The organism is Solwaraspora sp. WMMD791, assembly GCF_029581195.1.
Lineage (GTDB): Bacteria > Actinomycetota > Actinomycetes > Mycobacteriales > Micromonosporaceae > Micromonospora_E.
In genome coordinates, this window is record NZ_CP120737.1 from 5987320 (window position 1) to 5999074 (window position 11755).

Genomic DNA, 11755 nt, shown 5'->3' on the forward strand with positions numbered 1-11755 from the left:
GTGGTGCCGATCGGCCGACCGGGTCAGCGTATGGCCGGCGTACGGCTCAGCACTGCTCCCACTTGAGGTTGAACAGAGTGTCGACGTCGCCCTCGGTGGTCGTCATCGACATGCTGGCCACCCCGGAAGCGGTGCCGGCGTCGACCCGCAGCTCGGTGTTGATGTTCAGCACCCGCTGCTGGCCGCAGGGCAGGTAGTAGAGCACCGGTGCGACGTCCTCGGTGGACCAGTAGCTGTTGTACGGGCCACCGAAGGTCGCCTCGGTGCGGCTGCTCTCCGACGAGCCCTGCCAGTAGTAGTGGGTGCGCTGGCGACCGGTCGCGCCGGCGGGGATCCGGGCACGGCCCCGGTAGTCGGCGGCGGCGACCGCGAAGGTCCAGCCGGCCGGCACCTTGACCAGGACGCCCAGCTGGCAGTTCTTCCGGCTGGCGGTCGCGTCGACGCCGCGTCCGGCGCTGGCCATGAAGTCGAAGTAGCGGATCCGGAACCCGGACTTGTCGGGGTGGGCGCTGACGACGGCGGTGCCGGGGGAGCACCCGGAGCCGTTGGCGGCCAGCACCTCGACGGTGATGTCGCTGTCCGGCGCGTTGGGGGTGGCGACAGGCACCGCGTGGGCCGGTGTGGCCAGGGACAGCGCGAGAACCGCACCGAGCGCGGCGAGGAACCCGTGTCTCGTGCCGACGAGGATTTTCTTCATTCCATTCCTCTCGGTTGCAATTGGTGTTCGGGGAGATGCGCACGTGCTTCGTCGCCGAGCTGGCGGGTGCCGCTCGCAGACCGTACTGTGGATCAAGAATTGATTGGCGGACCTGTGCCGGGGGTGTTCTGCGCAAGATGGTAGCGATGCGGTGTGATGTGCGCAAGCATCAGTACTGATCGATGTACGATTAATCTTGGCTAGCGTCTGACCTGGGATTCTGTTCAGCCAGGATCATGTCTGATGCTGGTCGCGTGGAAGACTGATTGCGGTCGACTGCCGGTCTGCCCTAGGTGATATGGGGGCATTTGACCCTTTCGTTTGCGATTCTCGAAGGTGCCACAAACAGTCGAACTCCCGCAATTTATCAACTGATCTCGTTTACCAAATCCGTGTTGACATGCGTCTATGTCGATCAGTAGCTTGTCGGGCATGTAGCGCCGTTTCCTGCATCGGAGGAGGTTTCATGCGTAAACTGCTGACGCGTGGCGGTGTGGTGCTTGCACTGCTCGCCTCGTCACTGATCGTGGGGGCACCCGCGTCCGCCCGGGGCGTCATGGACAACCCACCCCCCGACCAGGTCGTCATCGACCTGGTCGCGATGGCCGGTTCCGGGTGCCGGCCGGGCACCGCCGATGTGGCGGTCTCGCCGGACAACACCGCCTTCACCACGATCTACAGCGACTACCTGGTCCAGGCCGGCCCTGGCATCCCGGTCACCGACGGGCGCCGCAACTGCCAGCTGAACGTGCTGGTGCACGCCCCGGCCGGCTACACCTTCGCCGTCGTCAAGGTGGACTACCGGGGGTACGGCCTGCTCAACCGGGGTGCCATCGCCACGCAACGGGCAAACTACTACTTCCAGGGCATGACCCAGAGCACGTTCAGCAACCACCCGATCGCCGCACCGCTGGACGACAACTGGATGGTCTCCGACGAGGTCCCGATCGCCTCGGTGGTCTGGCACCCCTGTGGTGAGAAGCGCAACCTCAACATCAACACCGAGCTGCGGCTGAGCAAGGGTTCGTCGACGGACGTCAGCTTCCTGACGATGGACTCGACCGACGGCAGCATCGAGACGATGTACCACCTCGCCTGGCAGCCATGCCCGTGAGGTGACGCCGTAGCGCGTACCGACCCGGGGGTGACCGGTCCGTCGACCGGTCACCCCCGGCCGTCGTCAGAGCTCGGCCCCGGCCCCGGCGGTACGCGGCTCCGAACCCATCGTGTGCAACCAGTGCACCGCCTCGTGCGCGCCGGGGCAGGAGGCGGCGGAGAACGCCCTCGCCAGCGCGATCATCTCGGCACCGGGCAACATGGTGCCGTCGCGACTGCGCAGCGGCAGCGTCACGGTGCCGTCCGGCCCGACGACGGTGATCGTGGGAGTGTGCTCCGCTTCCGGCGCGAGCCGCCGTCCTGCGCCGGCAGAGTGCCGTCGCGACGGCGCGGTGCGGGTCGGCATCGTCACGACGGCTCCGGTGGCACCCGGCTCGGCGGTGTCCGGAGTGGTCGGCTCCGGATCGGGCGCGGTCCGCAGGGTGACCGACTCGGCCACGGCCAGGTCCACTGTGCGGCTGACGAGCCCCCGGACGGTGAGCCGGGTGCCGGCCAGCCAGGCACCGGTGCGGGTGGTACGGGCGATCGGCAGCCCCATCGCGGCCGCCGCGAGCGCGGCGAGCCCGCCACCGACGAGCACCGGCGGGATGGTTCCCGTGCCGTCGCCGGCCGTCGCGCCGAGGACCCCACCGCCGACGCAGGACGCCACCACCGCCAGGGCGCCGAGCACCGAGAACATCGCCAGCCGTGTCGGCTTGCTGGTCGGGTACCCGATGGAGAGTTCGAGACCGTCGCGCCCATGATCCATGTCGGCGATCGTGCCACTGTCGATCAAGGCCGGACGCGATCGGGTGGCGGTGGCCGGCGAGACGGTGACGGGGAGGGATCCCGCCGGCCACCGGGATCACCCGCGCGTGGCGTGGGAGATGCAGCCTATCCGATGTTCGCAACTGTCGGCGTCCGCCACAGCGGTGACCGTCCTCGTTGGCACGGCGGCCCCGGGTCCACCGTTCGGTGACACTCGATGCCGATCCGTGTGACCGGTCATCGTGATCAGTCGGTGAACCCGCAGCTATTTCGGGTTTTCAAACTTTCGTTGCGGTTTCATCGGCGCGTTAAGCATTGCACCACTGTGGGTGCCCTGGCAGACTCGATCTGCATCCGCCGATGGCGGCTGTTCGCTGGTGATCCAGGGTGAGGAGTTGGCGATGGCCTTCAGCCGTGGCGCGCGCCGTGAGATCACCGACGGTGCCGAGTTGAATGATGTTCGGGTCGGTACGCCCATTGTGTCCCATGGCAGTCTCCAGTCGCCGCTGTCCGGCCTGCTCTTCTGTGCAACTTGCGAACGGCAGATGATCGAGATGTCCAGGCTGAACGGTCGGGCGTACGGTGCTCCGTGCGGGTGCCGACTGAGTCCGGTCGACGCCCTGACCGTGGAGCGACTCGTCTTCAACGCCGTCGAAGCGCGCCATCCGGAACGCCTCGCCGGCCCTGCCTCACTTGATCTGTCCAGCGTATTCCGAGAGGTGCTGGCCGAGGTCAGGATAGGCGGAGCCGTGGATGAACTGGAATTCATCTGGTCCACGTGACCTGGTCCCTCAAGCGCTCTCCCCCGACAGACATCGCCGATAATCACCCGCCATCCGGATCGGCTGAGCCGACCGGACGATCCCGCGTACCGACACGCGGATCGACGATTCGGGCTGGACATATTCCATGAAATATTCTGTTGAACGCTCATGTGTCCCGGATCTGCCGCCGGGAACCGTACTCCGGTTCGCTGTCACCGAGTGGCGCTACGGTCTCGGCCCGATGGCAGGGGAGCCGTTCGAACTGCTGATCACCAGGGTCCGGGTCACCTCGGCAGCCAGCTACGACGACGAGTGGGTCTGGGTCGACGGCCACCACCTGGACTGCCGCCCCGATCACCGGCCGTGCCAGCAGGCGTTGGTCAGCGTCGCCGCCCTTCGGCGCGCCACCCCGCCCGCCGAGCAGGTGGTGGACGGTGCTGCTCGCCGATGAGTTCTTCCTGCTCGCCCACCACGATGTCACGGGCCGACCCCGACTGCACCCCCGCGCGGTCGGGCTCGGCCTGGCCAGCGCGGTCCTCGCCGAACTCGTCACCGTCGGGGCGGTCGCCGTCGACGCCGGCCAGATCTGGGTGGTGAACCCGGCCGCGCCGGCCGACGCCCTGGGCCGATCCGCGATCCGGCTGCTGCTCGACGAACCGGAGCACACCGCGCTGCGGATCTGGCTGACCGTACTCTCCGAGCGGGCACCCACCCATGTGGCGCACCGCCTCGTCGCCGGCGGAGTGGTCCAGGCCGAGCAGAGCCGCCGACTGCTGCGCAGCCGCACCGTCTACGTACCGGTGGACATGAACACCGCCGCCTGGCCCTGGGCCCGGCTGTCGATGCGGCTGCGCCGTGGTGAGCCGCTCACCGAGCCGGACCTGTTTCTCGCCGGCCTGTCGGTCGAGACCGGCCTGGACACCTACCTGCTCGACGGGGCACCACCCGAGGCGAGCCGGCACCTCGCCAGCCTGCTGCGGAGCCTGCGCCCGGACCTGCGAAGCCTGCTGCGCCACACCGGCGCGGCGGTCGGCAACGCGGTCCTGTCCGGCCGCGCCTGATCCGGTCCCGGCCGGCACCCGCGCCGGCCCGCTGTGCCAGCCACCACGAATCCGTCTCACCTATCTGGAGTGTGCCGATGAACGCGACCATGCCCGCGACGACCGTCCGCGACGCCACACCCGACGACATTCCGCAGGCGGCGACGCTGCTCACCGAGGCTTTCCTGATCGCACCGGTGTCCCAGTGGCTCGTCACCGACATCGACGCGCGGGTCACCACCTTCCGGACGCTCTTCACCCTCGAACTCGAACACGCCCTCGATGTCGGAGCCACGGTGCACGTCGCCGGCCCGCTGAGCGCCGTGGCGATCTGGTACCGCCGGGAACGACCGGCGCCGACCGGCCAGGTCACCATCCACCAGCGACGGATGCTGCTCGCCGCCGGGATCTGGCAGCACCGGGTCGCTGCGCTGGACGCCCTGCTCGACCAGCACCGCCCGGAGACACCGCACCACTATCTGGCGTACCTCGGGGTCACCCCCTGGCTGCAGGGCCGGGGCATCGGCACCGCCCTGCTGCGCCACCAGCACCAGCTGCTCGACGCCGCCGCCGAACCGGCGTACCTGGAAGCCACCACCCCCCGCAACCGGGGCCTCTACCAACGCCACGGCTACGCCGCAGCCGAGCCGATCCCACTGCCCGACGGCCCGTCGGTCTGGCCGATGTGGCGCGCACCCCGCCCCCGGGACGGTCGGCCCGCCTCACGGTGACCTTCGGCCCTGGCGAGAATCCGGGCAACCGACGGGAACCAGGCGACGCGGGCAGCCGACCAATGCACCAAGCCCCAGCCACGCCCACCGGCCATGGGCGTCCGCAGACCGAGAGGTAGCCCGTCAATGCACTCCACCCTTCGCCAGGTCGCGCGCCTCGGTGCCGTCGCCGCCCTCGCCGGCGGCGCGGTGCTGCTCGCCAGCGCACCGGCGGCGGCCCACGTCACCGTCACGCCGACGGTGACCACCGCCAACTCCTACACCGTGCTGACCGTGTCGGTGCCGCACGGCTGCGACGGCTCGTCGACCACCAAGGTCGCCATTCAGATCCCCGAGCCGATCAACGCGGTGACGCCGACGATCAATCAGGGCTGGACCGTCGAGAAGGTGATGGCCGAACTCGACCCACCGGTCACCGACAGCCACGGCAACGAGCTGACCGAGCGGGTGGCCGAGATCGTCTACACCGCCAAGACCCCGCTGCCCGAGGGACACCGGGACGTCTTCGAACTGTCCCTGAAGCTGCCCGACGCTGCCGGGGAGCGCCTGGTCTTCCCATCGATCCAGACCTGCGAACAGGGTGAGACGGCGTGGGCGCAGGTGCCGGCGGACGGCGAGGACGGTGAGGACCTGGAGCACCCGGCACCCTGGTTCGTGATCACCGCCGCCGAGGAGGCGCCGGCCGCCGACGGCGACGACACCGTACCGGCCGCCCTCACCACCACCGACTCCACCACCGACACCGGCCCCACCTCGCTGCTCGGCTGGATCGGGCTGATCCTCGGCCTGCTCGGGTTCATCGCCGGTGCCCTCGCCCTGCACCGGACGAGGAAGGCAGCCTAGCTGTGCCACGCCGTCACCGGCTGCGCCCACCGGCGCGGCCGGTCCATGGCGCGTCCCGCGGGTCGCCTCGCGCACTCAGGGCGTCCCGCACCCGGCGGGCGGGCCTCGTCGCCGTACCGGGGATGCTGCTCGGGCTGTTGCTCGGCCTGGCCGGCGCGAGCCCGGCCGCCGCGCACGCCACTTTGCTCAGTCACGACCCGGCCGACGGTGCGCTGCTGGCCGAGGCGCCGTCGACGGTCACCCTCACCTTCGACGAGCCGGTCACGCTGCGCCCCGGTGGAGTGCAGGTGCTCGACGCCGCCGGCGCCACAGTAGACGCAGCCGCCCGGTCCGTCGACCGGACCGTCGTCATCGACCTGCCCGCCGCCCTGACCGACGGGACGTACGTGGTCAGCTGGCGGGTGGTCTCGGCGGACAGCCACCCGGTGGCCGGCGGGTTCAGCTTCGCGGTCGGCGCACCCTCCGCCGGCAGCGTCGCCATCCCGGTCAGTACGCCGGACACCGCCCTGCAGGTGCTGCGCCCGGTCACCGAGGCGGTCGTCTACCTCGGCGTGCTCGGCGGCAGCGGGCTGGCCGTCTTCGCGCTGCTGTTCCTACCGGGCCGACCGGCCCCGCGCCGGACGATCCAGCTGCTCGGCGCCGCCGCTCTGGTCGCGCTGACGGTGATGCCGCCGGTCACCGCCGCCTGGCAGGACGCCGCCGACGTGACCGCGCTGGCCACCGCCGCCGCCTGGCGCACCGGCTGGACCGCGGACCTCGGCCTGTCCGCCGGCCTCGCCGGGGCCGGGGTGATCGTGGTCCTCGCCGGCACCAGAATGCTCACCCGGGTCACCGGTGGCCGCCGACGCGCCGTCGCGACAGCGGTCTTCGCCGGGGCCGGCCTCGCCCTCGGCGCGTTGCTGATCGTCGGACACACCCGCAGCTTCGGCCCGGCGTGGCTGGTGCTCGGCAGCGACCTGCTGCACCTGGCGACCGCCGCGATCTGGCTCGGCGGCATCCTGGGCCTGACCCATCTGCTGCGGAGGCCCGCCGACACGCCGCCGGCCGGGTCCGATGCGGGCACCGACGTACCGGCGGCGGGGTCCGGCACCGACGCGCCGCCGGTCGCGGAGCGGGCCGCCGTGGTGGCCGCCTTCTCCCAGGTCGCCGCCGTGCTGGTGGCGCTGCTCGGGGTGGCCGGTGTGCTGCTCGGCTGGCGGATCGTCGGATCCTGGTCGACCCTGTTCGGCACCGGGTACGGACTGGCGCTGCTGGCCAAGGTGGCTGCGGTCGCGGTGCTGATCGGGATCGCCGGCTGGAATCGGTACCGGCTGGTGCCCCGGACCAGCCGGCCGGATACCGAGGCCGCCGCGCTGGGCGCGCTGCGTCGCACCGTACGGGTCGAAGCGGCGCTGCTGGTCGCGGTGCTCGCCGTGACCGGCGTACTGGTGACCCGCGATCCCACCGCGCCACCGGTCGGCACCGACCCGACCAGCTCGGCCGACGGCACCGCACCCGACGTCGCCGAGCAGGTGGTCGTCGCCGGGGCGGGCCTCGGCGACGGCCAGGTACGGATCCGGATCACTCCGGGGGGCACCGGGATCAACGCCCTGGAGGTGGCGTTGTTCGACGCGGCCGGGCAGCCGCTGGAGCCGGTGGCACCGCCCACCGTGACCGTCAGCCTGCCGGAGTACGACCTTGGCCCGCTGGAGCGCCGGCTGTCCCAGGTCGGCACCGGGCGCTACGAGGCGATCGCGGACTTCCCACTGGCCGGTGCCTGGGAGGTCGAGATCAACGCCCGGACTTCCCGGTTCGACAGCCCGATCGCGACGATTCCCGTGGAGATCCGTTGACTGTCCTCCGCAGGCGGGCGGTGACGGTGCTGGCCCGGGCGACCCTCGGTCTGGCCGCCTTCGGTCTGGCCGCCTTCGGGGTGGCGACACCGGCCCTGGCACACACTCAGCTGGCCGGAGCCGCGCCCAACGGTGCCGGCGCGACGACGCTGACCTTCACCTTCGACCACGGCTGCGCCAACGCCGACACCACCGAATTGACCGTCGACATGCCCGAGGGCGCGATCGTCGGCACCGCCGTCGGACAGCCGGACGGCTGGACCGCCGACGTGACACCTCGGCGGGTCACCTGGACCGGACCGCCGATCGGCGACGAACAGATCGCCGCCGGCGTCGCCGAGTTCGCCGTACTGGTCCGGCTGACCGGCCGCGTCGGGCAGACGTTCTGGTTCCCGGCGGTGCAGCGCTGCGCCGACGGCGACAGCTACGACTGGTCGGAGACCCGGGCCGACGCGGAGCGTCCCGCCCCTTCACTGATCGCCACGAACGCGGTGCTGGCACCGGCACCGACGACCGGTGAGGCGGCCGCGCCGCAGCGGTCCGGCGGGGCGAGTCTGCCGCAGGCACTGACCGCCGCCGCGCTGCTGATGGTCGTCGCCGGCGCGGCCGGTCACCGCTGGGCCCGGTGGGACGGCGCTCCGGATGCCGATCTGGATGGGGGTGCCGCTGTGGGTGCCGGTGCCGGTGTGGATGCCGGCGAGGGCGCGGATGGCGGTGCCGATGCGGATGCCGGCCGCCCGCCGTCGGCCGGGACCTGACCGGAGGGCGGGCGACCGGCACCCGGCGTGGCGGAGGAAAGCTCAGGCGGGCCGGGCGACCGGTGGTCGCCGGTCAGTTCCAGCGCCCACCGGGCCTGCCAGCAGGGGTACGGCATCAGCAGGCCCCACCAGGCCAGACAGCCCTGACAACAGCCGTCGGCACCGGGCACGTGGACCCGGACGATCTCCGCTGCCCGTTCGGTCATCGCGGCCAGTGGCCCCGGTTGATCGGCACCCGGTGCAGCGCGCGACAGGGCAGTTCGGCACCGCACCGGCAGGTCCGCCGCCAGCGCCGCCACGACCACTGCGGGCGGTGCCGGCGGGCCAGTGTCGCCGCGACGGCGAAGAGATACTCGTCGTACGAGACCATGGTCACTCCCTTCACGACGGTGGACGCGGCGAACCGACGGCGCGGGCGCGACACGACAGCCGGGGTGCGACGCCGGGGGCTCTCCACTGACACCCGACGCCGCACCCCGTACCCATGACGTTAGAAGCTCCGACGTGGATTGTGCGTAACGACCGGTTACGTTGCGTGGTCCTCTGGGGAGAGTGGGTCGATGCCCATCCGGACGGCGAGCTGGCGCAGCTCGTCCGAACCGCCCCGGGGCGACGAGTCGCGCACGATGTGGGCGATGATCTCCCGTACGGTGGCGCGGCTGCGGGTCTCGTGCGGGGCGATCGCCTCGGCCCGCAGGAACGCCCGGACCGCCTCGTCGTTGCGTTTGGCGGCGTGGAAGCCGCGCCCGGCGTCCATGTGCAGCCGGGCCCGCCGCTGCGGGGTACGCAGCGCGCTCTGGTCCACCTTGCGGGCCAGCTCGGGAGCCCGACCCGGCTCACCGTTCTCCAGCACCACGCCGACCCGCCACACCGCGACGTTGGCCGGGGTGAACTCCATCCGCCACGGGTCGCCGGCGGTCCGCCGGGCCACCTCCTCCGCCTCGACGACGTGCTCCTCGGCGACGTCGTGCTGGCTGAGGCTGGCCGCGGAGAGCGCGGCGTGCAGGTGCAGCATGCCGTACCAGGCCCGGCCCTCGTCCGTACCCAGATGGGCCTGCATCCGTTCGGCGGCGGCCCGGGCCAGGGTCCAGGACCGTTTGCGCAGGCCGGTGGCGAGTACCGCCTGGGCCAGTGCGAAGTCGGCGGCGGCCTCGCAGGCCGGGTCGCCGGAGAGCTTCGCCGCCCGGACGGCGCGTTCGGCGAGCCGCATCGCCAGGTCGACATGGCCCTGCGGCTTGAGCGCCAGCGAGCCGGTGACCAGCGTCTGTACGGCGATCCGCAGCGCCGCCGGGTCGTTCTCGGCATTGGCGGTGGCCCGGATCTCGGCGATCAGCCGGGGCAGCAGAATCCCGAGGGTCGGGTTGTCGCAGGCCATCCGCGCCCGCATCGCCCGGTCGGCCTCGGCGGCGAGCTGGGCCGGCGGCCGGGCCACGGCCGGCTCGTCGTCGTCCATCGCCTTGCGGATCGCCGGTACGGCCGCCCACAGCGCCAGGTCGTTGCGGGACCGGGGCAGGTACGGCTGGGCGGTGAGATCCATGGTGGATACGCCGAGGGCGGAGGCGAGCGCGATCAGCATGGATCGTTTGGTCACGGCGCGCTTGCCGTTTTCGATCATGGATACGTACTCGCGGCTCACGCCGATCTCGGCGGCGAGTTGTTGCTGCGTCATGCCGGCGATGTCGCGCCAGCGCGCGACCCGCAGGCCGATGTAGTCCTCCGGCATCGGGGACACCTCCCATGCCGACGGTACGGATCGAACGCCGTGACGTCGACCAATGTAACTTCTTGTTACGCCCGTCTCGCCTGGTGGTGTCCGCCGCTGATCATCACGTCGGTGGTCCGCCCGGTGCGGTGACCCCGGGTCAGCCGCTGGTGAGGGTCGCGTTGGCCTGGTCGAGGAACCCCTCGGCCGCCTCCTGCGGGGTGGCGGTGCCGCCCTGCACGCTCTCGGCGGCGGTGATCAGCAACGACCGGACCTTGGTGTGCCCCGGCGGCGGTGGCACCGGCGCGGGCCCGAACAACTCGGCCATCTGCTGCTCGAACGCGACCGAGGCCTTCATCTTCTCGTCCGCGAGGGTCGCCTGCACGGTCTGGCGTACCTCCAGGTTGGAGCTCAGGCCCCGCTCGGTGCCGAGGATCCGGCCGGCCTGCGGATCGTTGACCAGGAAGTCGATCACGTCGACCACCAGCTCAGGGTGCCGGGTGCCGCGGTACCCCGCCCAGTACATCGAAGCCCGCGCCCACTGGCCCTTCGGGTCACCGGGATAGGAGACCACGCCAAGGTCGTCGTTGGTCTGTTTCTGCAGCTCGGCCAGCTGGTTGGACCACATGAAGGAGGTCGCCGCGTCGCCGGTGGCCACCAGTTGCTGGGTCACGTCACCGCTGTTCGCCGACTTGATCAGCGCGGCGTCCGGGGTGGCGCCGGCGGCGCGGGCCTGCTCCCACAACGTGAACCACCTGGTCAGATCGGCGGCGCTGAAGCCCATCCGGCGGCCCTGGTAGAGCTCCAGATCCTGGGTGCGCAGCCAGAGCCAGAGCGCCTTGTAGTCGCCGGACGGGTCCATCGTCCCGGCCACCTCGCCGTCGGTACGCGCGGTGATCTCGCTGGCCCAGTCGATGAACTGCTCGTAGGTCATCCCGATGGTCGGCTCGTCGACCCCCAACTCGGCCAGCAGGGTCTTGTTGTAGACCATGCCCGGGGTGTTCGCGGCGGCCGCCACGGCGACGGTCCGACCGGCAACCTGTCCGTACTGGACCAGACTGCTCGGAAAGCCGGAGAGGTCCAGTTCGCCGCTCTCGACGTACGGGGTGAGGTCCAGCACGACGTTCCGCTCGGCGTACTCGGTCAGGTAGTTGTCGTCGATCTGGAACAGGTCCGGGGCGTTGCCGCCGGCGGCCTGGCTGGACAGTTTGTCGTAGTAGCCGGTGTTGCCCTGCCAGGTCACCTTGAAGGTGACGCCGGGGTGGCGGGCGGCGTACACGTCGAGGGCCTGCTGGGTCAGCTCCGCCCGGCGCTCGGCACCCCACCAGAAGATGGACAGTTGGACCGGCCCGTCCTCGGTGGTGTCCTCGTCGCGCTCGCCGGTGGCGCAGGCGGTGAGACCGACGACGACGGCGAGTGCGACAGCTAGTGCTCGGGTGAGGACTCCACGTGTCGAACGGGCGGATGGTGACACGAGTTTCTCCTGATCGGGGCCGGGTTCGCCGGTCGGCGGCCCGACCATTTA

The 11755-nt window shown here is 71.1% G+C and carries 13 protein-coding genes; 8 read left to right on the forward strand and 5 right to left on the reverse strand.

Features of this window, described 5'->3' with window-relative positions:
* Positions 1–46: 46 nt before the first annotated feature.
* Positions 47–697 carry a DUF4360 domain-containing protein gene (locus O7623_RS27000; RefSeq protein ID WP_282225755.1) on the reverse strand — a complete coding sequence of 217 codons (651 nt, stop codon included), beginning with the start codon at positions 695–697 and terminating at the stop codon, positions 47–49.
* A gap of 466 nt (positions 698–1163) precedes the next feature.
* Here O7623_RS27000 and O7623_RS27005 point away from each other — a divergent pair, with 466 nt between their 5' ends.
* Complete coding sequence (locus O7623_RS27005) at positions 1164–1811, forward strand: DUF4360 domain-containing protein (RefSeq protein WP_282225756.1); 648 nt, start codon at positions 1164–1166, stop codon at positions 1809–1811.
* 66 nt (positions 1812–1877) lie between these two features.
* On the opposite strand, the gene O7623_RS27010 is transcribed toward O7623_RS27005, so the two are convergent.
* Positions 1878–2561: a hypothetical protein gene (locus tag O7623_RS27010; protein WP_282225757.1), complete on the reverse strand. Its 684-nt coding sequence runs from the start codon at positions 2559–2561 to the stop codon at positions 1878–1880.
* A 400-nt stretch (positions 2562–2961) separates the two neighbouring features.
* On the opposite strand from O7623_RS27010, the gene O7623_RS27015 reads away from it, so the two are divergent.
* The 7 genes from O7623_RS27015 to O7623_RS27045 all read left to right on the forward strand — a co-directional run bounded on the left by O7623_RS27015 (position 2962) and on the right by O7623_RS27045 (position 8528).
* A complete protein-coding gene (locus tag O7623_RS27015) occupies positions 2962–3342 on the forward strand; it encodes a hypothetical protein (RefSeq protein WP_282225758.1) in 381 nt (126 codons plus the stop codon).
* Positions 3343–3565: 223 nt separating this feature from the next.
* A complete protein-coding gene (locus O7623_RS27020; protein WP_282225759.1) occupies positions 3566–3775 on the forward strand; it encodes a hypothetical protein in 210 nt (69 codons plus the stop codon).
* Positions 3759–4385, forward strand: coding sequence for a GPP34 family phosphoprotein (locus O7623_RS27025; RefSeq protein ID WP_282225760.1), 627 nt, complete (start codon positions 3759–3761; stop codon positions 4383–4385). Before O7623_RS27020 ends, O7623_RS27025 begins: the two co-directional genes overlap by 17 nt.
* Positions 4386–4462: 77 nt before the next feature.
* The gene (locus O7623_RS27030; RefSeq protein ID WP_282225761.1) at positions 4463–5095 is read left to right on the forward strand and encodes a GNAT family N-acetyltransferase; all 633 of its coding nucleotides are present in this window, start codon (positions 4463–4465) and stop codon (positions 5093–5095) included.
* A 126-nt stretch (positions 5096–5221) separates the two neighbouring features.
* Positions 5222–5938, forward strand: coding sequence for a YcnI family protein (locus O7623_RS27035; RefSeq protein ID WP_282225762.1), 717 nt, complete (start codon positions 5222–5224; stop codon positions 5936–5938).
* A 122-nt stretch (positions 5939–6060) separates the two neighbouring features.
* The gene (locus tag O7623_RS27040; RefSeq protein WP_282225763.1) at positions 6061–7770 is read left to right on the forward strand and encodes a copper resistance protein CopC; all 1710 of its coding nucleotides are present in this window, start codon (positions 6061–6063) and stop codon (positions 7768–7770) included.
* Positions 7767–8528: a DUF1775 domain-containing protein gene (locus tag O7623_RS27045; protein WP_282225764.1), complete on the forward strand. Its 762-nt coding sequence runs from the start codon at positions 7767–7769 to the stop codon at positions 8526–8528. The genes O7623_RS27040 and O7623_RS27045 overlap by 4 nt, the downstream gene beginning before the upstream one ends.
* A gap of 202 nt (positions 8529–8730) precedes the next feature.
* Here O7623_RS27045 and O7623_RS27050 read toward each other — a convergent pair whose 3' ends face one another.
* The 3 genes from O7623_RS27050 to O7623_RS27060 all read right to left on the reverse strand — a co-directional run bounded on the left by O7623_RS27050 (position 8731) and on the right by O7623_RS27060 (position 11704).
* Entirely contained in the window at positions 8731–8898 is a 168-nt protein-coding gene (locus tag O7623_RS27050) for a hypothetical protein (RefSeq protein WP_282225765.1), read from the reverse strand.
* Between the two features lie 156 nt (positions 8899–9054).
* Positions 9055–10251 carry a helix-turn-helix transcriptional regulator gene (locus O7623_RS27055; protein ID WP_282225766.1) on the reverse strand — a complete coding sequence of 399 codons (1197 nt, stop codon included), beginning with the start codon at positions 10249–10251 and terminating at the stop codon, positions 9055–9057.
* Between the two features lie 139 nt (positions 10252–10390).
* Positions 10391–11704, reverse strand: coding sequence for an extracellular solute-binding protein (locus O7623_RS27060; RefSeq protein ID WP_282225767.1), 1314 nt, complete (start codon positions 11702–11704; stop codon positions 10391–10393).
* Positions 11705–11755: the final 51 nt, after the last annotated feature.